Below are 24128 nucleotides of genomic sequence, written 5' to 3' on the forward strand. Positions count from 1 at the left end.
CACCTGCTGTTGTATTCGCGCACGCCAACGTGGGTAGCGCAGCTTAGGCTGCTATCGCCGCCAGCTGTTCGCGCACCCGCGCCAGGTCCTCCTCGCGCATGCGCGCCGCAGTCTGGCGCAAGGATTTCTCCGCGCCGGCCACGCCTGCCGCCACGGCCATCGACAGCCAGATATACGCCTGCTGCAAATCGAGCGGGCTGCCCTGGCCGCTGGCCGCCATCAGGCCGAGGTTGAACTGGGCCCGCGCATGGCCCTGGCGCGCAGCCAGCGCATACCAGTCCCAGGCCGCGGCATAGTCCTGCGGCACGTCCTGGCCATTGTCATGGCGCAGGCCCAGAGCGAACTGGGCCAGGCTGTGGCCTTGCGCGGCGGCGCGGCAATAACAGGCGCAGGCCTGCTGGCTGTCGGGCGCCGGGCCATCGTCGCGGTCGTGCAGCACGCCCTGCATGTATTGCGCGGGCGCGTAATCGTGCTCGGCGGCGCGGCGGTACCACTCCAGCGCCAGCGACAAGTCCGGCGGCACGCCCTGGCCATGTTCATAACGCAGGCCCAGGTCGAACTGCGCCCGCACATGCCCCTGGTCGGCCGCCTTGCGGTACCAGAAGATGGCTTCCTGCGCATCGGCGGGCATGCCCTGTCCATGCTCGTACAGCAGCCCCAGCTGATACTGGGCGGCTGGGAAGCCCTGCTCTGCCGCCTGGCGGTAGAACGCTTGCGCCTGCGCGTAATCGTGGGCGCCATGTTCATGGTGCAGGCCCAGGTTGTGCTGGGCCGCCGCATGGCCCAGTCCCGCCGCCTTGACATACCATTCCAGCGCCGCCTGTTTATCGCAGGGCACGCCCTGGCCATTGTCGTAGATCAGGCCCAGGTTGAACTGCGAACTGGCGTGGCCCTGCTCGGCCGCGCGCCGGTACCAGGCGATCGCCTGCCGGCTGTCCTGCGGCAGCACGTCGCCATTTTCATAGCGCAGCGCCAGGTTGAACTGGGCCGGCGCATAGCCTTGCTCGGCCGCCTTGCGCATCCAGGCCGTCGCCTGCTGGCGGTCCTGGCGCACGCCCTGGCCATTGTCGTAGCGCAGGCCCAGGTTGAACTGCGCGCGCGCATAGCCCTGTTCGGCTGCCTTGCGGTACCAGGCGATCGCGTGCACGAAGTCCTGCGGCACGCCCTTGCCATTGTCGTACATCATGCCCAGATTATTCTGCGCGCCCGCGTCGCCCTGTTCCGCCGCGCGGCTGAACCACAGCATGGCTAGTCCGCTATCCTGCGCGAGCCCCTGGCCCTTGGCGTACAGCCAGCCCAGGTTGTACTGCGCCGCCGCGTAGCCCTGCTCGGCCGCCTGCTGGTACCAGTGCGCCGCTTGCGCAAAATCCTGCGGCACGCCCTGGCCCTTCTGGCACATCACGCCCAGGTTGTATTGCGCGTGTTCGAGTCCCTGCGCGGCAGCCAAGCCGTACCAGTGCAGCGCCTGCGCATAGCTTTGTTCGATGCCCTGGCCATTGAAGTACATGAAACCCAGGCTGTGCTGGGCGTTCGCATTGCCCTTCTCGGCCAGACCTTTCAGGCGCAGGTAATCGGCCGTGTAATGAGCAGCCGTGGAATGAGCGGCCGTGGAGCGGGGAGCGGCAAGCGGCACGGTCAAGCCTCGATGGTCAGCGTCCGGGACGGCGCGGGGGCCGCATCGGCGATCAAACGGTTCTGCTCCTCCAGCACGGCGATGAAGCTGCCCAGCGAAATGGGCCGGTGGTACAGATAACCCTGCATCGTGGTGCAACCCTTGTCCTGCAGGTAGCGCGCCTGCCCTTCCGTCTCCACGCCCTCGGCGATCAGGTGCAGGCCCAGGCCGCGCGCGATCGAGATGATGGCCAGGATGACAGGGTAATGCCCGTGCTCGTCGTGGATTTCCTTCACAAACGACTGGTCGATCTTGATCGTGTGGATGGGGAAGCGGTGCAGGTACGACAGCGAGGAATAGCCGGTGCCGAAATCGTCGATGGCCACCGACACGCCCAGCTGGCACAGCGTATTCAACTGCTCGATCGCATACTGCGGATTGCGGATGCAGATGTTTTCCGTGATCTCCACTTCGATCTTTTCCGGCGCGATGCCGTAGCGCGTCAGCGCGCCGCGCATCTTCTCGAAAAAGTCGCCCCGGTCCAGGTATTGCGGCGACAAATTGAGCGACAGGCGCACGGCTTCGCCGCCAGCCGCATCCCATTGCAGCAGGTCGCGGCACAGCGCGCCCAGCATCCAGTCCGAGATCGGCAGCATCAAGCCGTTTTCCTCGGCAAACGGCAAAAATTCGCCGGCCGTCAGCAAGCCCCGCTGCGGGTGGTTCCAGCGCATCAGGCCTTCGGCGCCAACGATGCGGCCCGTCATCACGTCCACCTGCGGCTGGTAATACATCTCCAACTGGTTCAGCTCCAGCGCCTTGCGCAAGCTTTGCTCGAGCGCGATCTTCTGGTGCGACACGTCGAGCATGGACTCGTGATAAAAACTGTGGCCGTTCTTGCCCAGCGCCTTGACCTGGTACATGGCGATGTCGGCGTGGCGCAGCAGCTCGTCGATGGTCTCGCCGTCGCCCGGATAGATGGCGATGCCGATCGAGGCCGAGATATGCACCTGGTTGCCATCGAGGTCGAAGGGCTGGTGCAGGCATTCGAGGAATTTGTCGGCGATCAGGCGCGCATCCTGGCGGTCGCGCAGTTCCGGCAGCACGATGGTAAATTCATCGCCGCCCTGGCGCGCCAGGGTATCGCCGCGGCGCAGACAATCCTTCAGGCGCAGCGCCACCTGCTGCAGCAATTCGTCGCCCTTCACGTGGCCCAGGGTATCGTTGACCAGTTTGAAGCGATCGAGGTCGATGAACATCACGGCCAGTTCCGTCAGCTTGCGCCGCGCCTGGATCACGGCCAGCCCCAGGCGGTCCTTGAACAGCATGCGGTTCGGCAGGTCCGTCAGGATGTCGTGGTAGGCCTGGTAGGAAATGACTTCCTCGGCGCGCTTGCGGTCGGTGATGTCGCGCGCCACGCCGTAGGTGCCAAAATATTCCTGCTTTTTCGCTTCCTGATCGTGGCTGTGCATGCCGATCGAATTGAGCGGAATCGTCATCAAGGTGTTGTTGAAGGTGCGGTCGCTGCCGCTGCCGCTATGGCACTTCAGACGCAGCTCCACATTGCGCGAGGCGCGCTCGTCGAGGCGGCGCTCATTGAAGGCATAGCGCGCCCGCTCCTGGTCTTCATCGTGCACGAGGATGGAGTAATGGCTGCCGATCAGCTCTTCGCGGCTAAAGCCCAGCAACTGGTGCACCCTGTCGTTGATGAAGGTGATGCGGCCTTCGTGGTTCAGGGTATAGATGATGTCGGGCGAGCTGTCGACCAGGTAGCGGTACATCTTTTCCGAGTTTTCCAGCTGCAGCGCGATGCGCTCGTTTTCCAGCGCCAGCTTGCGCTTTTGCAGCGCGTTCTCCACCGTCTTGAGCAGCTCCTCGCGGCTGTAGGGCTTGCGCAGATAATCGTAGGCGCCGCGCTTCAGGGCGCCGATGGCCGCCTCGATGCCGACGTCCCCGCTCATGACGATCACGTCGCCCTCGATGCCGCGCCGGTTGATGTGGTCCATGATTTCATGGCCGCTCATGTCGGGCAGGCGCAGATCGAGCAGGATCAGGTCGAAGCGCAGTTTCGACAACTGCGCCAGCGCCTCGCTGCCGCAGGTGGCCGTGTACAGCTGGTAGCCGCGGTCTTTCAGCAATTCGTGGAGGGAGGCGAGCAGGCGGGGCTCGTCGTCGACCAGCAGGATGCGCGGGCTGTTTTCCAGGTCAAATGGAATGGCGGAGGAGTTCATGGGCGTTACGAGGACAAGGCGGTATTGCCGGGCGCGGGCAACGCGGCCGCGGCGCTCGCCGGCATGGGGATGGGCAGTAAAATTTCAAACGAGGTGCCGGACTTGCTGCTGCGGCAGCCGATCACGCCATGCAGGCGCGTGACCAGGTCGTGCACGATGGACAAGCCCAGGCCGTGATGCGCGCCGTCCTTGCTGCTGCGCACAGGCGAGAACAGATTGGCCAGCACTTCCGGCGCCAGGCCGGCGCCATTGTCGCTGACGCACAGTTCCAGGTACAGGCGGCGGTCGCGGTTGACGTGGCCACGGTTCGCCACTTCGATGCGTCCGCCATCGGGCAAGGCTTCGACGGCGTTTTTCAGCAGGTTGAGCAGGATTTGCTTGAGCATGTCGGCATCGGCCTCCACCTCGCATGGCGCGTCCTGCATGCGCGTGACCACCTCGATCTTCGGCGGCAGGAAGTCGGTGGCGCGGAACAGGCGCAGCACGTCGTCGACGACGCGCGCGCAATCGGTCACGCCACTGGCCGCTGCCGGCTGCAGATCGGCCAGGCCGCCGATCAGCTGGCCGACCCTGTCGATTTCCTCATTGAGGATCGCCATTTCGCCCGACACCGGCTCCTGCTTCTCCAGCTTGTGATCGAGCACGCTCAAATAGTTCTTGATGATGGACAGCGGGTTGTTCACTTCATGCACGACGCGGCGCGACGCGGCGCGGTATTCCTCGGTCACGTGATCGAGCTGGCGCCGTGCCAGGCCGCGCGCGCTGATGGCCGTTTCCAGCGCCGTGGCGGCCTGGTTGGCATATGCACGCAAAAAACCTTCGCGCTTCTGGCAAGCAGGAATCTGCCACGCCGCCACGCCGCCAATCAGCACGCCCAGGCTGCGCTGGCCCGCCACGAGCGGCACGCAGACCAGGCTGTCGGTACCGAGTATGCGGAACAGCTGCTCCTCGACGATGCCCAGCGCCGGCATGTCGCGTTTCAGGAACGCCAGCTTGCACTCGATCGCCGATGCGGCCAGGAGTCCCCCCTTGGCCAGCGGGATCGAGAAGCCGGCCAGGCGCTGCTGATGCTCGCCCGCCGCCACGCCGACGAGCGCATGGCCGGTCGGGTTTTGCAGCAGGATGACGGCGGTGTCGAAATCGAACAGGATGCGCGCCGAGCGCGTGATGGCTTCGAGCAGGCTGCTCTCGCCCTGCTGCCGGGCGAAGGTCTGCCCCACTTCGGACACCAGCACCATATTGCGCACTTCGTCGGACAGGCGCTGCTGCACCGGATCGGGGGCGGGCGGCGCATACGCGGGCGGCGTGGCGATCTCGTCCGCGCCGGCCAGGTCGATGCCCAGGTGCTGCGCGGCCTGTTCCACCTGGCGCGCGACGCTGCCGGCCAGGTCGTGCAATGCCTCGACGTCCAGCGCGCACAGGCTTGCCGCCTGCGTGATGGACTCGGCCTCGTCCGCATCGTCGGCATGGCAGCACAACAGGTGCGCCAGGCGCACGATGCGGATCAGGGGATGGCTCGCTTCCAGGCGCGCCAGCGGTTCATGGTGATACAGCACGCTGTCGGCCAGGAAGGAATCGAGATGCCAGCGCTCGATCAGCCAGGCGCCCGCTTCGGCATGCGTGATCTGCAAGGTGCGCTGCTCCACCGCGCACAGGGCGGCATCGTCGCGCGCCGTGAAATTGAACGCGTATTCCTTCGGCGCCGTGGCCAGCAAGGCCAGTCGGCCCACGTTGTGCAGCAATCCCGCCAGATAGGCTTCCTCGACGTGCGGATAGGCCATGGCCTTGGCCAGCGCGCGCGCCATGACGGCAGCCGACAGCGAACTTTTCCAGAAAGCGCGCAAATCCGTGCTGCCGGAATGGGGAAAGCTGTTAAAGGTCTGGAACACGGATTCGCTGATGACCAGGGTCTTGATCATGTCCGTACCGAGCGAGACGAGCGATTGCTCCAGGCTGACGACCTTGCTCTGGCGATGGTAGGCCGAGCTGTTGGCCACGCCGAGTATCTTGCTGGTCATGCCCGCATCCTTGGCGATCAGGGCGGCCAGCTCCGGCATGCCGGCATCGTCGGCCTGCAGGTGGGCGATCAGCTTGAGGAGGATCTGCGGCATGGCCGGCAGGCGGGCAATCAGCAGGCGATTGCGTATATCTTGATCAGATTGATGCATCGTATCAGGCATTGCCGGTTCGAAAAGGAAGAGCGCTCAGCAGCGAAGCGCGGCCACGTTCAGAGGAATCCTCCACTCCTGTAACCAAAAAATCTATTGCCTGAGAGGATGCCGGGAAAGCAGTCATCTTATCATAAGCGCCGGATATTACTTGCAATATAGAAAATTAAGTTGAAATAAATCCAGCGTTCTACAGTGGAAACTTATGCCTTGAAGGAACCCAGCAAACGGTGGCGGAAGCGCCGCGATATCAGCCACAGGGCCAGCGCCAGGCCTGTAAACGCCAGCTGGCCCGACGCCAGCCACAGCACGGAGCCGGACAGCAGCGGCGAGATCACGCCGGCCACCACGGCGCCCAGCAAGGTGCTCGCAAACGACTGGCACGAGGCCACCGTGCCGCGGATATGCGGGAACAGGTCGAGCGCCAGCAGGGTCGCACCGGGCCCCACCAGCGACATGCCGAAGGTGTAGAAGAACAAGGGCAGCACCGACCAGGGCAACGATGGCGGCAGGAACAGGTGATACACGACATTGACACTGGCGGCGCACAGCAGGAAGGCAAAGCCGATGCCGATCTGGCGCGCGAACGTGACCTTGCCGGCGATGCGGTTGGCCGCCGCGGCGCCCATGAAGATGCCGCTCACGCAGGGAATGAACAGCCAGGCGAATTGCGACGGCCCCAGGCCCAGCTGCTTGGGCAGCATTTCCGGCGCGGCCGTGATGAACAGGAACAGACCCGCGAAATTGAGCGCGACGATGCCGGCCTTGATGTGGAACAGGGGCGAGCGCAGGATCTGGCCATAGCTCGACGCGAGAAAACGGGGATTGAACGGCTGGCGCTTGGCCAACGGCAGGGTTTCGGGCAGGCGCCAGTAGCAGAACGCCAGCAGCACCACCGTGTAAAAGGCGAGGAACAGGAAGATCGAGCGCCAGTCGAACCAGATGACGATCCAGCCGCCGAGAATCGGCGCCACGGCCGGGGCGATGGAAAAGATCATCGTCACCAGCGACAGCAGCCGCGCCGCCGCCGCATCGGCATACAGGTCGCGGATGATGGCGCGGCTGATCACCACGCCGGCGCCGGCCGACACGCCCTGCATGATGCGGAAGAACCACAGATAGTGCACCGTGTGCGCCGAAGCGCAGCCCAGCGAGCCGATGGCAAACATCAGCAGGGACACGAGGATGACGTTGCGCCGGCCGAAAGTATCCGAAATCGCGCCATGCCATAGCACCATGCCGGCAAAGGCCAGCATGTAGAACGTCAGCGACTGCTGCACTTCCAGCGGCGAGGCCTGCAGCGAACCCTGGATCGCGCCAAACGCGGGCAGATACGTATCGATCGACAAAGGGCCCAGCATCGACAGCCCGGCCAGCATCATCGCCAGCGCACCGCGGCTCAGCGGCGCCATGTGGCTCGGCGTGGGAGGCGGAACGGGAGTGACCGGGTCTGGCGGCACGTCGGCCGGAGGGGTGGGAAACATGGCGGATCCAAAGTGGCGCGCGGACCTGCATTGGTCCGCGCGCGGGGTTACTGCGGGTGTCTTGCGGTGAACGCTTACTGCTGTGGTTTCGGCTTCGCCTCTTCACGGCGGTTATAGCCTGCGACCATATCAAAGCGGAACAGACGGCATTCCAGCGCGCCGTTGAAGAATGGCGTCTTGCGCGCTTCTTTCAGGCGCAGCAGCTTGGGCAAGCCCAGGTCGGCCGTAAACAGGAACACGGTCCAGCCGGCGAAACGCTGCTTCAGGGTCGTGCCCATGGCCGAATAGAAGGACGTCGACAGTTCGTCTTCCGGAATGGTGCTGTCGCCGCGCACGCCGATACGTTCGCCGTACGGCGGATTGGTCAGCATGATGCCCGGCACGTCGCTTGGCGGCTTGACTTCCTGCGCTTCGATCTGTTTCAGGGGCACGTCGAAACGCACGCCGGCGCAGCGCAGGTTGTGGCGCGTCATGGCCACCATGTCGCCCGAGATATCGCTGCCGAAAATCGTCGGTTCGGCTGGCAATGGATTGACCTTGATGGCGTTTTTCATGGCATTCCACGGCGCCGGGTCGAAGTCGTGGAAGTTTTCAAACGCGAACTGGCGCGACGCGCCCGGTGGAATCCCCTGCAGCATCTGCGCCGCTTCGGCCAGGATGGTGCCGGAACCGCACATCGGGTCGAACAGCACCATGCCGGGCTTCCAGCCCGACACGCGCAATAGGCCGGCGGCCAGGTTTTCGCGCAGCGGCGCGTCGCCCGTCTCTTCGCGCCAGCCGCGCTTGAACAGGGCTTCGCCCGAGGTGTCGAGGTAGACGGTGAACGTGTGCGCATCGAGGAAGCCGACGATGCGCATGTCCGGCGTCTTGGTATTGACCGATGGACGCTCGTTGAACTGGTCGCGGAAACGGTCGCAGATCGCATCCTTGATTTTCAGTGTCGTGAATTCCAGGCTGCGCAGCGGCGACTTGACGGCCGTGACGTCGACGCGGATCGTGTGGTGCACGCCGAACCAGTCTTCCCAGGATTGCGCCAGGGTCAGGTCATAAATATCGTTTTCCGTCTTGTAGCCCGAATGGGCCATGCGCATCAGCACGCGCGAAGCGATGCGCGAATGCAGGTTGATGCGGTAGGAGTCCAGCAGGTCGCCGGAGCAATGCACGCCGCCCGGCACCTGGTTGTGGACCTTCATGGTCGCACTATCCTGGGCGATCTCGCCCAGTTCCTCGGCCAGCGCCGCTTCCATGCCGCGCGGGCATGGGCAAAAATATGAAGCCATGGTGTACCTTTTATCCGTTGAAAAACAATTAACTAAAAATCCTGCATATCACGTAGGTCGGCTTAGCCCGCCAGGGCGTAAGCCGACGTGGCCGCTGACTGAGCTTGTCGAATTACGCGCGGGGCGCTAATCCGACCTACATCCTCTATCTATTTTGCGTCCAGCGCACGCTCGACGAAATCGAGGCGGTCCTGGCCCCAGTAGCCTTCGCCATCGACGATGTACCACGGCGAGCCGAAGACGGATGCGGCGGTGGCCGCTTCCGTATTGGCGTCGTATTCCGCCTGCACGCTGGCCGTTTCCGACGTTTTCAGCAACTGGCGGCCATCGAAACCCGCGTCAACGGCGATCTGCACCAAGGTCTCTTCGTCGCCGATGTTGCGCTCTTCGGCCCACAGGCCGCGCATGATGGCGTGCGCCAGGTTCAGCGATGCCTCCACGCCGTGCGCCAGGCGCGTGGCGATGATCAGCTTGGCCGACGCTTCCGGCGACACGGGGAAAAACTTCGGCTGCAGGGTCAATGGCACCTGCAGAAAGGCCGACCAGCGCGCCAGTTCGGCCAGGCGGTAGGCCTGGCGCTGCGGCGCGCGCTTGGCCAGCGGCAGGCCGCCCGAGACGCTGAAGACCTTGCCCAGGTCGAAGGGACGTACGTCGATCTGGGCGCCCGTCTTCGCGGCGATGGCCATCAGGCGCGCGTGGCCCAGATAGGTCCATGGCGAGTGGGGGGCGAAGAAATACTGCACGACTTTGTTCTGGCTTGCACTCATCTCGACTCCCTTAGAAAGGCTTGACCACGACCAGCACGACGACGGCCAGCAGCATCACCACCGGCACCTCGTTAAACCAGCGGAACCAGGTGTGGCTGCGCTTGTTGAGACCTTTTTCAAACTTGCGCAGGATGGAGCCGCAGGCGTGGTGATAGCCGAGCAGCAGCACCACGAACGTCAGCTTGGCATGCATCCAGCCCGGCATCTTCATGCGGCCTTCGCCCCCGCCATACAGCATCCACATCAGGGCCAGCCCCAGCACCATTGCCGGCAGCGCCAGCAGCGACATGAAGCGGTACAGCTTGCGCGCCATCAGCAGCAAACGCTCGGTGGCGACCGTCTCCGTCTCCATCGCCAGGTTCACGAAGATGCGCGGCAAATAAAACAGGCCGGCGAACCAGGACATGACGAAGATGATGTGGAAGGCTTTGGTCCAGAGAAAGAGCATGGGGTTCCCAGTGTCGGAGGTGGAGAGTAACAGAGCGCGGGCCGCCTTGTGGGCCGCCCGCGAGAAGACTACTTGCGGACTTCGCCGTGGCCAAAGACCACGTACTTGAGCGAGGTCAGGCCTTCCAGTCCCACGGGGCCGCGTGCGTGCAGCTTGTCGTTCGAGATGCCGATCTCGGCGCCCAGGCCATATTCGAAACCGTCGGCGAAACGCGTCGACGCGTTCACCATCACCGAGGCGGAATCGACTTCGCGCAGGAAGCGCAGCGCATCGCTGTAGTCTTCCGTGATGATCGATTCCGTGTGCTTCGATGAATACTGGTTGATGTGGTCCATCGCTTCGTCGATGCCGTCGACGACCTTCACCGACAGGATGGCCGCCAGGTATTCGGTGGACCAGTCTTCCTCGGTGGCGGGCACCAGGTGCGGATATGCGGCGGCGGCCAGGATCGCATGGCTTTCCGGATCGGCGCGCAGTTCAACCTGCTTGGTCAGGTACAGTTCGGCCAGTTGCGGCAGCACGGTGGCGGCGATGGCGCGCGACACCAGCAGGGTTTCCATGGTGTTGCAGGTGCCGTAGCGGTGGCACTTCGCATTGAAGCCGATATCGATCGCCTTCCTGATGTCGGCCTTGGCGTCGATGTAGACGTGGCAGATGCCGTCGAGGTGCTTGATCATCGGCACGGTGGCCTCGTTCATCAGGCGCGCGATCAGGCCCTTGCCGCCGCGCGGCACGATGACGTCCACGTACTGCGGCATGGTGATCAGGGCGCCGACGGCGGCGCGGTCGGTGGTGTCGATGACTTGCACGGCATCGGCCGGCAGGCCGGCTCCCAGCAAGCCTTCGGCCACCAGCTTGGCCAGCGCGCGGTTGCAGTGTATCGCTTCCGAACCGCCGCGCAAGATCGTCGCATTGCCGCTCTTGATGCACAGGCCGGCCGCGTCCACCGTCACGTTCGGACGCGCTTCATAGATGATGCCGATGACGCCCAGCGGCACGCGCATCTGGCCCACCTGGATGCCCGTCGGGCGGAATTTCATGTTCGATATCTCGCCGATCGGATCGGCTAGCGACACGATCTGCGTCAAGCCTTCGACCATGGTGGCGATGGCGGCGTCGGACAGGGTCAGGCGATCGAGCATGGCCGGCGCCAGGCCGGCGGCGGCGGCCGCATCGAGGTCGCGCTGGTTGGCCGCGCGCAGCAGGTCCGCATCGCGCACGATGGCGGCCGCGATCAGGCTCAAGGCGCGGTTGCGCGTGGCGCTGTCGGCACGCGCCATGGCGCGCGAAGCGGCGCGCGCGCGCGTGCCCACGTCCTGCATATATTCTGTGATGTCCATGCTCGTATCCATAAAAGTTAACCTCGGGCGATCTTCAGGCCCAGCTGCAGCATGGCGTCCCAGGCGTCGCCCGCGTAGCCCTTGGCGCGCAAACCCTTGATCATCTTGTCCACCTGTGCCGCCTGCTGCAGCGCCGCTTCCAGCACGGGCAGCGAAATGCGCCGCAGGGCCGGTTCCATCATCCGCTCGCGCGGCCCCCAGATGCGGTATTCCTTCAGCAGCGCGCCCAATGGACGCCCTTGCGCCATGCCTGCCTTCAATTTTAACAGCGTGCGGATTTCCTCGGAGACGGCCCACAAGACCAGCGGCAGCGCCTCGCCCTCGCCTTTCAAGCCTTCGAGCATGCGCACCAGGCGTGCCGGATCGCCGGCCAGCATGGCTTCGGACAGCTTGAAGACGTCGTAGCGGGCCACGTTCAGCACCGCGTCCTGCACTTGTTCGTACGTCAGCTTGCCCGCGGCATGCAGCAAGCCCAGTTTCTGGATTTCCTGGTGCGCCGCCAGCAAATTGCCTTCCACCCGCTCGGCGATGAAGTCGATGCTGGCCCGTTCGGCGCTTTGTCCCTGCGCGGCCAGGCGCTGGCCTATCCAGGCCGGCAACTGCGCCCGTTCCACGTTCGGAATGTCGATGTACACGGCCGCCTGCTGCAGGCTGGCGACCCAGGCCGCCTTCTGCGTGGCCCAGTCCAGCTTGGGCAAGGTGATCAGGGTCAGGTTGTCGGGACTGAGGTTTTTTGCGTAGCTTTGCAGCGCCGCGCCGCCATCCTTGCCCGGCTTGCCGGTGGGGATGCGCAGCTCGATCAGTTTTTTATCGCCGAACAGCGACAATTCCTGGTTCGCCGCCAGCAGTTCGCCCCACTTGAAGCTGCGCTCCACCGTCAGCACGTCGCGCTCGGAGTACCCTTGCGCGCGCGCCGCGCGGCGAATCTTGTCGGCCGCTTCCAGCGCCAACAAGTGTTCGTCGCTGGTGATCACATACAGCTGCGCCAGCGGCTTGGCCACATGCCCATCGAGCGCGTCTATCCGCAATTGCATGGCGTCCCCGTTACTGCTGCGGGGCTGGCGCGACCGGCGTCACAGGCGCCACTGGCGCCACCGACATGGCCGGCAGCACCGGCTTGATGGCGGCCAGGCGGCGCATGATCTGCTGCACCAGGTCGTTGCGCATGTCGCGGTACAGCGCCGCTTCTTCCGTTTCCTTGGCCAGTACCTGCCTGTCGTCGAAAGTGATAGGACGCACGAGGCTGATGGCCGTCGGTGCCAGCAACTGGTTGCCGGCCTTGTCCACCACGCGGAAATTGATCGAATAGCCGAGTTGATACTCTTGCACGCGGCCGCTGGTGTTCAGCGACAAGATGGTCTTGGTACGATTCCTCTCCGGATCGCTGAGCACCTCAAGGACGGCGTCGGCGCCATCCTTGGTGTTGACCACCTCCGTGCTGCCAATGGCGCGGATATAGCGCTTCAGGCCGATCGCCAGCGGCGACGAGTCGGGCAAGCCGATGTACATCGTCGCGAACGGCAGCATGAAACTGCCGTTCGAACCGCGCAAGTGAAAGCCGCAGGCCGACAGCAAAACGGTCAGGCCCAGCGCCAGCACGGCGCGGCGGCCCAACAGCGATACTTGAGAGGAAGTCGTCATGATTACACCACGATGCTGATTAACTTGCCCGGCACGACGATGATCTTCTTCGGCGTGGTCTCGACGTACTTCTGCACACTTTCGCACGCCAGCGCGGCCGCTTCGATGCTGGCCTTGTCCGCATCCTTGGCCACCGTGATCGAGCCGCGCAGCTTGCCGTTCACCTGGATCATCATCTCGATCTCGGACTGCTCCAGCGCTTGCGGGTCAACTTGCGGCCATGCCACGTTGAGCAGGTCGCCGTGCACGCCCGCGTAGCCCAGCTCTTCCCACAAGACGTGGGTGATGTGCGGCGCGACAGGGTTCAGCAGGCGCAGGAAGATGGAGAAGCCTTCGGCGATCAGCGCCTTCGACTGCGCGCTATCGTCCAGCTTGGCCGATTCCAGGGTGTTGAGCATCTTCATGCAGGCCGACACGACGGTGTTGTACTGGATGCGCTTCAAGTCGTAATCGGCTTGCTGCAGCAGCTTGTGCAATTCGCGGCGCAGGTTTTTCTGCGCGTCGCCCGTGGCCGGTGCCGCGCCGCCAGCCAGTGCGGCCTGGATCGTCGCCGACTGCGCGTAGCCGAAGTTCCACACGCGGCGCAGGAAGCGGTTCGCGCCTTCGACGCCGCTGCCCGACCATTCCAGCGTCTGTTCCGGCGGCGAAGCGAACATGGTGAACAAACGGGCCGTGTCGGCGCCATATTGTTCGATCTGAGCTTGCGGGTCGATGCCGTTGTTCTTCGACTTCGACATTTTTTCCGTGCCGCCGATTTCCACCGACTGGCCATCGGCCACCAGGACGGCGCTTTGCGGACGGCCCTTGTCATCGAGCGACAGGCGCACGTCGTCAGGGTTGAACCAGGTGGTCTTGCCCGCCGCGTCCTTGCGGAAGTAGGTTTCGTTGAGCACCATGCCCTGCGTCAGCAGGTTGACGAATGGCTCGTCGAACTTGACCAGGCCGAAGTCGCGCATGATCTTGGTCCAGAAGCGCGCGTACAGCAAGTGCATGACGGCGTGTTCGATGCCGCCGATGTACTGGTCCATCGGCATCCAGTAATCGTTGCGCGCGTCGACCATGGCATCGTTCGAGCCTGGCGAGGTATAGCGCATGTAGTACCACGACGAATCGACGAAGGTATCCATGGTGTCCGTCTCGCGGCGCGCCGGCTTGCCGCACTGCGGGCAGTCGCACTGCAAAAAGGCTTCGTATTTGTTCAGCGGATTGCCCGTGCCGTCCGGCACGCAGTCTTCCGGCAGCACCACCGGCAGATCCTTTTCCGGCACCGGCACCACGCCGCAATCGGCGCAATGGATCATCGGGATCGGCGTGCCCCAGTAGCGCTGGCGCGAAATGCCCCAGTCGCGCAGGCGGAACGTGGTTTTCTTTTCGCCCAGGCCCAGTTCGGCCAGGTCGGCCGCCACCGCATCGACGGCGGAAGCGAAATGCAGGCCGTCGTATTTGCCGGAAGCGACACAGACGCCATCCTTGCTGCCATACGATTCCTGCCAGGCGTCGGTGGAAAATTCCTGGCCCTTGACTTCGATCACTTGCTTGATCGGCAGATTGTATTTCTTGGCAAAGCCGAAATCGCGTTCGTCGTGCGCCGGCACGCCCATCACGGCGCCATCGCCGTAGGTGATCAGCACGTAGTTGCCGACCCACACTTCCACTTGCGCGCCCGTCAGCGGATGGGTGACGAACAGGCCGGTCGGCATGCCCTTCTTCTCCATCGTTGCCATGTCCGCTTCGATCACGGAACCGAGCTTGCATTCGGCGTTGAAGGCCGCCAGCGCAGGATTGCTTTGCGCGGCGTGGATGGCCAGCGGATGCTCGGCGGCCACGGCGCAGAAGGTCACGCCCATGACGGTGTCAGGACGCGTGGTAAACACATACAGCTTGCCGTCGCCGATCAGGGCGCCTTCGGCATCCGCGATTGTGTGCGGGAAGGCGAAGCGCACGCCCGTCGACTTGCCGATCCAGTTGGTCTGCATGATGCGCACGCGCTCGGGCCAGCCCGGCAGCTTGTCGTCCACATAGGCCAGCAATTCTTCCGCGTAATCGGTGATGCGCGCGTAGTACATGGGGATTTCGCGCTTTTCGATCAGCGCGCCCGAACGCCAGCCGCGGCCATCGACGACTTGTTCGTTGGCCAGCACGGTCTGGTCGATCGGGTCCCAGTTCACGGTACCGGTCTTCTTGTAGATGATGCCTTTTTCCAGCATCTTGAGGAACATCCACTGGTTCCATTTGTAGTATTCGGGCTTGCAGGCGGTCATCTCGCGCGACCAGTCGATGGCCAGGCCCATCGATTCCATCTGCTGCTTCATGTGGGCGATGTTCGAATACGTCCATTGCGCGGGCGGCACGTTGTTGGCCATGGCCGCGTTTTCCGCCGGCATGCCGAACGCATCCCAGCCCATCGGCATGAGCACGTTGTAGCCGTTCATGCGCAGGTAGCGGTACATCACGTCATTGATCGTATAGTTGCGCACGTGACCCATGTGCAGCTTGCCCGAAGGGTAAGGCAGCATCGAGCAGGCAAAATACTTGCCTTTTGGGAAACGCGGGTCGTGTTCGACGGCTTTATAGGCGTCGATCGCCTTCCAGTGCGATTGGGCGGCTTGTTCGACGTCGGCGGGACTATATTTATCTTGCATGATGATGTGCGACCAGCGTGGCCCGGCCAATAGTGGATATGAACCGAGCATTATACTGGTTGTCGCCGCCCGATAGCGCGGCGCGCTGGCGGCCCGGGCGCGCATATTTTGGCCGGCGCACAATTATGCTGTGTAAGATATACGCAATCTTGTTCTTTGCATCAACGCCGGCCATGATCGTCTACCAGGAATATCCGCCCCTCCCCGCCCTGCGGCCCTGGCTGGACTGCGTCTGGACGTGCCGCGTGCAGACGGGCGCCACGCCCTTCACGCACCAGGTCTTGCCCGACAATTGCATCGACATCCTGTGCCAGGACCAGCAGGACGCCAGCTTTGCCGTCGGCATGATGACGGCGCCGATTGCCGTCGTCAGCCAGGGCCTCGTGCAGACGGTGGCGGCCCGCTTCAAGCCGGGCGCGGCGGCACGCGTCTTCCAGCTGCCCTTGTGCGAACTCAATGATGGCCGCACGGGATTGCAGCAACTGTGGGGCCGCGAGCTGGCGGCACGCCTCGGTGATGCCCTGTGGAGCGAGCCATTGACGAATGCGCAACGAGTTTCCATTTTGCAAGATTATCTGCTGCTGCGCCTGCGCGCCGCGCCGCCACGGCGCCAGGCCGGCGCGGCCGAACATGCCATCGCCGCCATCGAGGCGGCATCGGGGCAAGTGCGCGTGGATGGACTGGCACGGCAGCTGGGCGTGTCGCGCCAGCACCTGGCGTTACAGTTTCGCCAGCAAGTGGGCATCAGCCCGAAGCTGTTTGCCCGCATCTGCCGTTTTCGCGCGGCCAGCAAGGGACTGGCAAACCTGGCGGAACAGCAGGACTGGGCGCAAGTGGCCTTGCAATATGGTTATTTCGACCAGTCGCACCTGATCCACGACTTCCAGGATTTCGCCCGCAGTTCGCCCGAGGCGTGGCTGGCGGGCCGGCGCACTTGAATACCTTCCATTTTTACAATCACGCGCCGCGCGCCGGTGGCATGATGACCTTCTCTTCATTCATCAGGAGCACAACATGATCAAGGGTTTACGCACCGTCACCTATCCCGTCCCCGACCTGGACCAGGCCAAAGCCTGGTACAGCCAGGTATTCAATACCGCTCCGTATTTCGACCAGCCCTTCTACGTCGGCTTTGCCATCGGCGGCTTCGAGCTGGGCTTGCTGCCGGATGGCCAGCCGGGCACGCAGGGCAGCGTGACGTACTGGGGCGTGGACGGCATCGAGCAGGAAGTCGAGCGCATCGTGGCGCTGGGCGGCAGCCTGCACCATCCGATCACGGACGTGGGCGACGGCATCCGCACGGTGGAATTGCTCGACCCCTTCGGCAACCAGATCGGCCTGATCGACAATCCCCATTTCGATACCAGCAAAGTCGTCTAAGCGGCTTCACCTTGCAGCCAGACGCGGAACTGCTGCAAGGCCAGTTTCTCGTGCGCCGCCTCGGGCGTGATCAGGTAATACGCCCGCTGGCCGCGCAGTGGGCGCTCGCATGCGATGCGCAATTCGCCACGCGCCAGTTCCGCCTCGACCAGCATACGCGGCAGCAAGACCACGCCCTGCCCCTGCACGGCCGCCATGGCCAGCATGGAAAACAGCTCATAACGGGCGCCATAGCGCGCCTCTTCACCATCGACCTGCATGGCGTCAAACCACTGGCGCCAGGCGCCCGGACGCGTACTTTGCTGCAACAAGGTCAGTTCCAGCAAATCCTGCGGCTGCCAGGCGCTGCGCGCCGCCAGCAGGCGGGGGCTGGCGACGGGTACGATTTCTTCATGCATGAGCAAGGTGGCGCGCGTGCCGGGCCAGCGCGCCAGCTGCTCGGGCGTGCCCGCGTACAGGGCGCCGTCGTATTCCGTATCGGCAAACATGAACGGTTTCGTGTAGGCATCGATGTGCACGACGATATCCGGCTGCAAGCCCGCCAGCGACGACAGCCGCGGCATCAGCCAGCGCGTGGCAAACGTGGGGACCGAGGCCAGCTGCAAGGCGCCGCCACCGCCCTGGCGCGCCATGGTGTCGAGCGTGTCGCGCTCCAGGCCATCAAGGCGGGCCGCGATCTGCCGCGCATACGCGGCGCCGGCGCTGGTCAGCAGCACACCGTGGCGCGTGCGCTGGAACAGCTGCACGCCAAGAAAGCTTTCCAGGGACGATATCTGCCGCGACACGGCGCTTTGCGTCAGCGACAGTTCGCGCGCCGCATGCGTGTAGCTCTGGTGGCGGGCGGCCGCCTCGAAGCAGTTCAGGGCTTGCAGCATGGGAATTTTGCGTGACATGGGGTATCCGGCCAGTGAAAAGATCTTAGTATGCCGCAAGATATGCGCAACACGCATGTCTGGGTGCGAAAAAATCGTTTGCGCAAGGCTAGGCAAAAACCTACCATGAGCCATATTCAATCTTGCGCCGATCACCGGCGCTCACCTGCGAGGCCTGTGATGAGCAAAACCGTATTCGACTGGAATTCCCCCCTGCTGCTGGAAGAACAACTGACGGGCGACGAACGCGCCGTGCTGGAAGCGGCCCGCGACTATTGCCAGGGCAGCCTGGTGCCGCGCGTGCTCGAATCGTTCCGCCACGGCCGCACGGATGCGGCCATCTTCCGCGAAATGGGCGAGCTGGGCTTGCTGGGCACGACCATACCCGAAGAATACGGCGGCGCCGGCCTGAACTATGTCTGCTACGGCCTGGCCGCACGCGAAGTCGAGCGCGTCGATTCGGGCTACCGCTCGATGATGAGCGTGCAATCGTCCTTGGTGATGGTGCCGATCAATGCCTTCGGCAATGAAGAAACCAAACAGAAATACCTGCCGAAACTGGCGACGGGCGAATACATCGGCTGCTTCGGCCTGACGGAACCGAACCACGGCTCCGACCCTGGCAGCATGGTCACGCGCGCCCGTAAAGTGCCGGGCGGCTACAGTATCTCCGGCGCCAAGATGTGGATCACCAACAGCCCGATCGCCGACGTGTTCGTCGTCTGGGCCAAGGACGATGAAGGCGCGATCCGCGGCTTCGTGCTGGAAAAAGGCTGGAAAGGCCTGTCGGCGCCGGAAATCCACGGCAAGGTCGGCTTGCGCACCAGCATCACCGGCGAAATCGTCATGGATGAAGTGTTCTGCCCGGAAGAAAACGCCTTCCCCGACGTGCGCGGCTTGAAAGGCCCGTTCACTTGCCTGAACAGCGCTCGCTACGGCATCGCCTGGGGCGCGCTGGGCGCGGCCGAAGACTGCTACCTGAAAGCCCGTCAGTACACGATGGACCGCCAGCAATTTGGCCGTCCGCTGGCTGCGAACCAGCTGGTGCAAAAGAAACTGGCCGACATGCTGACGGAAATCACCATGGGCTTGCAAGGCTGCTTGCGCCTGGGCCGCATGAAGGATGAAGGTTCGGCCGCCGTGGAAATCACCTCCATCATGAAGCGCAACAGCTGCGGCAAGGCACTGGACATTGCCCGCATGGCGCGCGACATGATGGGCGGCAACGGCATTTCCGACGAGTTCGGCGTCATCCGCCACCTGGTCAACCTGGAAGTGGTCAACACCTACGAAGGCACGCACGATGTGCACGCGCTGATCATCGGCCGCGCCATCACCGGCATCGCCGCCTTCAGCAACTGATGGACGCCTTCGCCTCCACCCTGCGGCCTGCGCCGTTGACGGGCTTGCGCGTGCTCGACCTGTCGCGCGTGCTGGCCGGCCCGTGGGCCGGGCAAATGCTGGCCGACCTGGGCGCCGACGTGGTCAAGGTTGAACAGCCGGGCCGCGGCGACGACACGCGCTCCTGGGGTCCGCCGTATCTGAAAGACGAGGATGGCCGCGACACGGCCGAGGCGGCCTATTTCCAGTGCGCCAACCGCAACAAGCGCTCCCTGTGCATCGACCTGGCCGCGCCCGAAGGGCAAGCCCTGGTGCGCAAGCTGGCGGCCGAATCGGACGTTCTGCTGGAAAATTTCAAGCTCGATGGCTTGAAGCAATATGGTTTAGACGCGGCCAGCTTGCTGGCGCTCAACCCGCGCCTCGTCTACTGCTCCATCACGGGCTTCGGTCAGGATGGGCCGTACGCGGCGCGCGCCGGCTATGACTTCCTGATCCAGGGCATGGGCGGTTTGATGAGCATCACGGGCGTGCCCGATGGCCAGCCGGGCGCCGGACCGCAAAAAGTGGGCGTGGCGCAGACGGACATCCTGACGGGCCTGTACGCCACCATCGCCGTGCAGGCGGCGCTGGCCGAACGGGAACGCTCTGGCCTGGGCCAGCATATCGACCTGGCCTTGCTCGACGTGCAAGTGGCGGCGCTGGGCAACCAGGCGGCCAACTACCTGTGCGGCGGCAAGGTGCCGCAGCGCATGGGCAATGCCCATCCGAACATCGTGCCCTACCAGGATTTCCCCACAGCCGATGGCGACATGATTCTGGCGATCGGCAACGATGGGCAGTTTTCGCGCTTTTGCGCCGTCGCCGGCCACCCGGAATGGGCGCAGGACGAACGCTTCGCCACCAATCCGCAGCGCGTGGCGCACCGGGCCATCCTGATCCCCTTGATGCGCCAGACCACGGTCATGCGCACGACGGCCGAGTGGATCAGCGCGTTCGAGGCGCAAGCCGTGCCCTGCGGTCCCGTCAACCGCATCGACCAGGTCTTTGCCGACCCGCAAGTGGTGGCGCGTGGCTTGAAAGTGGAGATGCCGCATCCGACGGCGGGCACGGTGGCGCTGGTGGCCAATCCCGTGCGCCTCTCGAGCTCGCCGGTGCAATACCGCTTGCCGCCGCCATTGCTGGGGCAGCATACGCAGGAAGTGCTGCAGCAGTGGCTGGGATTGGACAGTGCGGAAATTGACGGCTTGCGCGAGCGCAAGGTGGTGTAAACGTTGGTCGCCTGGACGTAGGTCGGATTAGCGCTTGCGCGTAATCCGACTTGCACAGCCAACAATGTGTCGGATTACGCGGCGCTGCCGCTAATCCGACCTACGATTCTATTTACTTGAGTACCAGTTTCAACGCCGGCTTCTCGCCATAATCGTCATAGCGCTCATTGATGCCGGCGATACAGAACGTCATTTCTTCCAGCAAGTCCGGCACTTGCGCCTTCATGCTTTCCGCGTCCTGCACAACAATCTCGAGCACTTCGTTCGGTTTCAAACGGAACTGCGTCATGTTCTCATCGTCGCGCAAATAGCTGAGGCAATCGACCCAGGCATCCATGCTGTTGCCGTAGAACTCGGGGAAATCGAAGGCTTGCACGCATTGCGCGTGAAAACTCGCTTCGTCGCTGATGTCTTTTCCATTCAGGATGGCAGTGGCCATATCTTCCTCAGTTCTTCAGCGACAGCACGTCCTGCATGTCGAACAGGCCGGTCGGCTTGTCGGCCAGGAAACGCGCGGCGCGCAGCGCGCCGTGGGCGTAGGTGACGCGGCTGCTGGACTTGTGGCTGATCTCGATGCGCTCGCCGATGCCGGCAAACAACACCGTATGGTCGCCCACGATATCGCCGCCGCGGATGGTGGCAAAGCCGATGGTCGACGGGTCGCGTTCGCCCGTCACGCCTTCGCGGCCGTAGACGGCGCATTCCTTCAAGTCGCGGCCCAGGGCGCCGGCCACCACTTCACCCATTTGCAGGGCCGTGCCCGACGGCGCATCGACCTTGTGGCGGTGATGCGCTTCGATGATCTCGATGTCATAGCCTTCGGACAGGCTTTTCGCGGCCAGTTCCAGCAGCTTCATGGTGACATTCACGCCCACGCTCATGTTCGGCGCGAACATGATGGCCGTCTTTTCGGCGGCGGCGGCAATGGCGGCCTTGCCAGCGTCATCGAAACCGGTGGTGCCGATGATCATCTTGATGCCGTGCTCGGCGCAATACGCCAGGTGCTGCAAAGTGCCTTCGGGGCGCGTGAAGTCGATCAGGTAATCGGCGCCGGCCAGGCCGGTAGCCAGGTCGGACTCGATCAGCACGCCGGCAGGCTTGCCGAGGAAAGCGGCGGCATCCTGGCCGACGGATGGCGAACCGGCACGGTCGAGCGCGCCGGCCAGCACGGCGTCAGGCGCGTTGCTGACGGCTTCGATCAGGATATGGCCCATGCGGCCGCTGGCGCCAGCGATGGCAATTTTCAGTTCAGTCATTTTATTCTCTACAGCAACTTATTTGGTGGGTTCGGCAGCAGGTGCAGGTGCGGGCTCGGCGGCAGGCGCCGTTGCGGGTGCGGGCGCAACGTCAGGCTTGCTCACAGGAATGGCAGGGGCGGCATCGGCCGGCACCGGCACGGCGCTTGGCGCCACGGGCGATGGAACGACGGCGGCAGGCACGTCGGCCTTGGCGACCTTGGCGAATGGCGACGGACCGGCGATACGGTCGATGTATTCTTTCTCCGTCGGCAAGTTGCCGCCTTCGAAACGTTCCACTTTGCCATCCTTGCCGAAGTACACGACCACGCGGCTGCTGGTGGTTTCGCCACTGCCCCGGGCCAGGCGGAATGGGTAATCCCAGCGGTCGGCATGGAAGATATCGGTCAGCAGCGAGGTGCCGAGGACGAAACGCACCTGGTCGCGCGTCATGCCCACTTTCAACTGGGCCAGCATCTCTTCGGAGACAAAGTTGCCTTGTTGAATGTCAGGACGGTAGGGCGAGAAAAACCACATGAATTTTTGCAGCGGCGTGATGGTGGTCGTTTGTGCGCCCTGTTCGGGAACCACTTCCTTGCCTTCTTTTTGAGCAGCTGCCGGCTTTTCGCCAAGGATGCCACGGCTGGCGCAGCCGGACATGGCCAGCGCGACACACACCATGCCTGCCACGACTGATGCTCGGAATGAAATACGGTGCCAGAGAGATGGCAATACAGCCGGTGTTACGCGCATAAATGACCTCAATTTGATGAACAAAACGCCAGGAGTGACCGGCCCGCCAAAAAATGCATATTTTGGCACTCCCCGACAAAACGCTATATGATAAAGCACCTGACCCACATACGAGCAACAAACATGAGTAACAATCCTAGTGATCTCAAGGCAAGCGGCCTGAAAGCCACCCTGCCACGGCTGAAGATACTCGATATCTTCCAGAGTAGCCCGGTACGCCACCTGACCGCGGAAGACGTCTACAAGATTCTGCTGGCCGACAATATGGATGTCGGCTTGGCAACTGTCTACCGTGTCCTCACCCAATTCGAACAAGCCGGATTGCTCAACCGCAACCATTTTGAAACCGGCAAGGCGATTTTCGAACTCAACGAAGGCTCCCACCACGACCACCTGGTGTGCCTCGACTGTGGCCGCGTCGAAGAATTCTTCGACGAAGAGATCGAAATCCGCCAGCAAAAAGTGGCTGAAGAGCGCGGCTTCAAGATCGCCGAACACGCGCTGGCCATCTACGGCAACTGCACCAAGACGGCTTGCCCGCACAAAACGGCCTGACCCAGGCTTGCCGCTCCCACGGGGCGGCTGGCTTGGCAGGCAATACGGTCAATGATGGCTCAGTGCGTTCGACAGCAACTTGGCCGTAATATCGACAATCGGGATGACGCGCTCGTAAGCCATGCGCGTCGGTCCGATCACTCCCAACGTTCCCACGATCTTGCCGTTGACTTCATACGGCGCCGTCACCACGCTCATTTCATCCATCGGCACGAGCTTCGATTCGCCGCCGATGAAAATCTGCACGCCCGTCGCCTTGCTCGACACGTCGAGCAGCTGCATCAAGCCCGTTTTTTGCTCGAACATGTCGAACATCTGGCGCAGCGAATGCATATTCGATGACAGATCGCTCACGCTGAGCAAGTTGCGCTCGCCGGAAATCACCATGTCGTCGCTATGGTCGGCCATCGCTTCGCTGCCCGCCTCCACGGCAGCCTGCATCAGGCTGCCCATATCGTCACGCAACTGGCGCAGTTCGCCTTGCAGGCGCACGCGCACGGCGTCGAACGACAGGCCGCCATAATTCTGGTTGATGTAGTTAGCCGATTGCACCAGTTGCGCCGGCGTATAGTCGGCCTCCGTCAGCAATAGGCGGTTCTGCACGTCGCCGCCGGGCGCGACGATGACAAGCAGGATGCGTTTTTCGGACAGGCGCAGAAATTCGATTTGCTGGAACACGGATTCGCGTCGCGGGCTGAGCACGACGCCGGCAAACTGCGACAGCGACGACAGCATCTGCGCCGCGTTGGCGATGGTCTTTTGCGGCTGCGGCGTCTGCAGGCGCATGCGCGACTCCACCATATGTTCGTCCATATGCTGGACCGTCAGCAAGGTGTCGACAAAGATGCGGTAGCCGCGCGGCGTGGGGATGCGTCCGGCCGAGGTGTGCGGGCTGGCCACATAACCGAGCTCTTCCAGGTCGGCCATGATGTTGCGGATCGTGGCCGGCGACAGGTCGAGGCCGGATATTTTCGACAAGGCGCGCGAACCGACCGGCAGGCCGTCGGCGATATATCGCTCGACCAGGGCTTTCAGCAGTGTTTGGGCACGTGTATCGAGTTGCATGGTGTCTTAGTTAAGCAAGTATTTTGTTAAGCAAGCGGCAACGAAAGCG

Annotated in this window: 21 protein-coding genes; 5 read left to right on the forward strand and 16 right to left on the reverse strand. The window is 63.4% G+C overall.

Annotation, left to right across the window (positions count from 1 at the left end; all coding sequences use genetic code 11):
- Positions 1 to 43: 43 nt before the first annotated feature.
- The 11 genes from BLU39_RS08735 to leuS all read right to left on the reverse strand — a co-directional run bounded on the left by BLU39_RS08735 (position 44) and on the right by leuS (position 15610).
- On the reverse strand, positions 44 to 1633 hold the full coding sequence (locus BLU39_RS08735; protein WP_092712238.1) for an SEL1-like repeat protein: 1590 nt from the start codon (positions 1631 to 1633) through the stop codon (positions 44 to 46).
- A 2-nt stretch (positions 1634 to 1635) separates the two neighbouring features.
- Positions 1636 to 3840 (reverse strand): EAL domain-containing response regulator, encoded by a 2205-nt coding sequence (locus BLU39_RS08740; RefSeq protein WP_092711941.1) that lies wholly within the window; start codon positions 3838 to 3840, stop codon positions 1636 to 1638.
- Between the two features lie 5 nt (positions 3841 to 3845).
- Positions 3846 to 6008: an HDOD domain-containing protein gene (locus BLU39_RS08745; RefSeq protein WP_254788926.1), complete on the reverse strand. Its 2163-nt coding sequence runs from the start codon at positions 6006 to 6008 to the stop codon at positions 3846 to 3848.
- Positions 6009 to 6211: 203 nt separating this feature from the next.
- Positions 6212 to 7492 carry a multidrug effflux MFS transporter gene (locus BLU39_RS08750; protein WP_198511227.1) on the reverse strand — a complete coding sequence of 427 codons (1281 nt, stop codon included), beginning with the start codon at positions 7490 to 7492 and terminating at the stop codon, positions 6212 to 6214.
- 74 nt (positions 7493 to 7566) lie between these two features.
- The gene (locus BLU39_RS08755) at positions 7567 to 8739 is read right to left on the reverse strand and encodes a THUMP domain-containing class I SAM-dependent RNA methyltransferase (RefSeq protein ID WP_046684466.1); all 1173 of its coding nucleotides are present in this window, start codon (positions 8737 to 8739) and stop codon (positions 7567 to 7569) included.
- Between the two features lie 182 nt (positions 8740 to 8921).
- A complete protein-coding gene (locus BLU39_RS08760) occupies positions 8922 to 9539 on the reverse strand; it encodes a 2-hydroxychromene-2-carboxylate isomerase (RefSeq protein ID WP_034745748.1) in 618 nt (205 codons plus the stop codon).
- A 10-nt stretch (positions 9540 to 9549) separates the two neighbouring features.
- Positions 9550 to 9987: a CopD family protein gene (locus BLU39_RS08765; protein WP_034745744.1), complete on the reverse strand. Its 438-nt coding sequence runs from the start codon at positions 9985 to 9987 to the stop codon at positions 9550 to 9552.
- A 68-nt stretch (positions 9988 to 10055) separates the two neighbouring features.
- Entirely contained in the window at positions 10056 to 11327 is a 1272-nt protein-coding gene (locus BLU39_RS08770) for a glutamate-5-semialdehyde dehydrogenase (RefSeq protein ID WP_092711945.1), read from the reverse strand.
- Between the two features lie 17 nt (positions 11328 to 11344).
- Positions 11345 to 12361 carry a DNA polymerase III subunit delta gene (gene holA, locus BLU39_RS08775; protein ID WP_092711947.1) on the reverse strand — a complete coding sequence of 339 codons (1017 nt, stop codon included), beginning with the start codon at positions 12359 to 12361 and terminating at the stop codon, positions 11345 to 11347.
- A 10-nt stretch (positions 12362 to 12371) separates the two neighbouring features.
- Complete coding sequence (lptE, locus tag BLU39_RS08780; protein ID WP_092711949.1) at positions 12372 to 12968, reverse strand: LPS-assembly lipoprotein LptE; 597 nt, start codon at positions 12966 to 12968, stop codon at positions 12372 to 12374.
- 2 nt (positions 12969 to 12970) lie between these two features.
- Positions 12971 to 15610, reverse strand: coding sequence for a leucine--tRNA ligase (gene leuS / locus BLU39_RS08785; RefSeq protein ID WP_092712240.1), 2640 nt, complete (start codon positions 15608 to 15610; stop codon positions 12971 to 12973).
- A 149-nt stretch (positions 15611 to 15759) separates the two neighbouring features.
- Here leuS and BLU39_RS08790 point away from each other — a divergent pair, with 149 nt between their 5' ends.
- The gene (locus tag BLU39_RS08790; protein ID WP_254788927.1) at positions 15760 to 16548 is read left to right on the forward strand and encodes a helix-turn-helix domain-containing protein; all 789 of its coding nucleotides are present in this window, start codon (positions 15760 to 15762) and stop codon (positions 16546 to 16548) included.
- 76 nt (positions 16549 to 16624) lie between these two features.
- On the forward strand, positions 16625 to 16990 hold the full coding sequence (locus BLU39_RS08795; RefSeq protein ID WP_092711951.1) for a VOC family protein: 366 nt from the start codon (positions 16625 to 16627) through the stop codon (positions 16988 to 16990).
- Here the strand turns inward: BLU39_RS08795 and BLU39_RS08800 are convergent.
- Positions 16987 to 17883: a LysR substrate-binding domain-containing protein gene (locus BLU39_RS08800; protein ID WP_175539243.1), complete on the reverse strand. Its 897-nt coding sequence runs from the start codon at positions 17881 to 17883 to the stop codon at positions 16987 to 16989. The two genes, BLU39_RS08795 and BLU39_RS08800, sit on opposite strands and share 4 nt — an antisense overlap.
- Positions 17884 to 18042: 159 nt before the next feature.
- On the opposite strand from BLU39_RS08800, the gene BLU39_RS08805 reads away from it, so the two are divergent.
- Both BLU39_RS08805 and BLU39_RS08810 read left to right on the forward strand, forming a co-directional pair.
- Complete coding sequence (locus BLU39_RS08805) at positions 18043 to 19224, forward strand: acyl-CoA dehydrogenase (RefSeq protein WP_092711953.1); 1182 nt, start codon at positions 18043 to 18045, stop codon at positions 19222 to 19224.
- Positions 19224 to 20471, forward strand: coding sequence for a CaiB/BaiF CoA transferase family protein (locus BLU39_RS08810; RefSeq protein WP_092711955.1), 1248 nt, complete (start codon positions 19224 to 19226; stop codon positions 20469 to 20471). The genes BLU39_RS08805 and BLU39_RS08810 overlap by 1 nt, the downstream gene beginning before the upstream one ends.
- Positions 20472 to 20583: 112 nt before the next feature.
- On the opposite strand, the gene BLU39_RS08815 is transcribed toward BLU39_RS08810, so the two are convergent.
- Genes BLU39_RS08815 through BLU39_RS08825 form a run of 3 tightly spaced genes read right to left on the reverse strand, consistent with a single transcriptional unit; the run spans position 20584 to position 22387 of the window.
- Positions 20584 to 20910 (reverse strand): barstar family protein, encoded by a 327-nt coding sequence (locus BLU39_RS08815; RefSeq protein ID WP_092711957.1) that lies wholly within the window; start codon positions 20908 to 20910, stop codon positions 20584 to 20586.
- A gap of 7 nt (positions 20911 to 20917) precedes the next feature.
- Positions 20918 to 21727, reverse strand: coding sequence for a 4-hydroxy-tetrahydrodipicolinate reductase (dapB, locus tag BLU39_RS08820; protein WP_092711959.1), 810 nt, complete (start codon positions 21725 to 21727; stop codon positions 20918 to 20920).
- Positions 21728 to 21745: 18 nt separating this feature from the next.
- Positions 21746 to 22387 carry an outer membrane protein assembly factor BamE gene (locus BLU39_RS08825; protein WP_232731392.1) on the reverse strand — a complete coding sequence of 214 codons (642 nt, stop codon included), beginning with the start codon at positions 22385 to 22387 and terminating at the stop codon, positions 21746 to 21748.
- A 195-nt stretch (positions 22388 to 22582) separates the two neighbouring features.
- Here BLU39_RS08825 and fur point away from each other — a divergent pair, with 195 nt between their 5' ends.
- Positions 22583 to 23014, forward strand: a complete 432-nt coding sequence (fur, locus tag BLU39_RS08830) for a ferric iron uptake transcriptional regulator (RefSeq protein WP_034745717.1) — start codon at positions 22583 to 22585, stop codon at positions 23012 to 23014.
- A gap of 48 nt (positions 23015 to 23062) precedes the next feature.
- Here the strand turns inward: fur and hrcA are convergent, their stop codons facing one another.
- A complete protein-coding gene (hrcA, locus tag BLU39_RS08835) occupies positions 23063 to 24079 on the reverse strand; it encodes a heat-inducible transcriptional repressor HrcA (protein ID WP_092711961.1) in 1017 nt (338 codons plus the stop codon).
- Positions 24080 to 24128 lie beyond the last annotated feature (49 nt).

The sequence above is a fragment of the Janthinobacterium sp. OK676 genome (assembly GCF_900103595.1).
Classification (GTDB): Bacteria; Pseudomonadota; Gammaproteobacteria; order Burkholderiales; family Burkholderiaceae_D; genus Janthinobacterium.